Origin of the sequence: Prevotella sp. OH937_COT-195 (assembly GCF_003932845.1) — a bacterium.
In the GTDB taxonomy this organism is placed as follows: domain Bacteria; phylum Bacteroidota; class Bacteroidia; order Bacteroidales; family Bacteroidaceae; genus Prevotella.
Genome location: NZ_RQZH01000144.1, coordinates 1 through 470 on the forward strand (window position 1 = coordinate 1; position 470 = coordinate 470).

The following is a 470-nucleotide window of genomic DNA, read 5'->3' on the forward strand; positions in this document are numbered from 1 at the left end:
GACAGCACCATGATACCGGTGTGCCATAATGTAAGGCGATACTTCAATAAAGTATTTAAGGGGATTGCCAAGAGTGGGAAAGGCACTATGGGGTGGTGTCATGGCTTCAAGTCGCATCTGCTCTGCAACGACACGGGGGACATCATAACGTTCTGTCTCACACCGGCTAACGTAGATGACGGGGATAAGAGAGTATGGTCTGTTTTTACAAAAGTGCCATACGGAAAAGTGTTTGCCGACAGGGGATACATCAAGCGGGAATTATTTGAGAGTCTCTTTGACAGGGGGATTCACCTTGTGCATGGGCTTAAGGCCAAGATGAAGAACAAACTCATGCCCATGTGGGATAAGATAATGCTCAGGAAGAGATACATCATGGAGGGCATAAACGAGCTGTTGAAGAACAAGGCTGACCTTGTGCATTCAAGGCATCGCTCCATACACAACTTCATCATGAATCTATGCTCGGC

Annotated in this window: 1 protein-coding gene; it reads left to right on the forward strand. The window is 47.0% G+C overall.

All coding sequences use genetic code 11. From position 1 onward, the window contains the following. A partial coding sequence (locus EII32_RS11630; protein WP_125235480.1) for an IS982 family transposase occupies positions 1–470 on the forward strand: 470 nt, incomplete at both ends.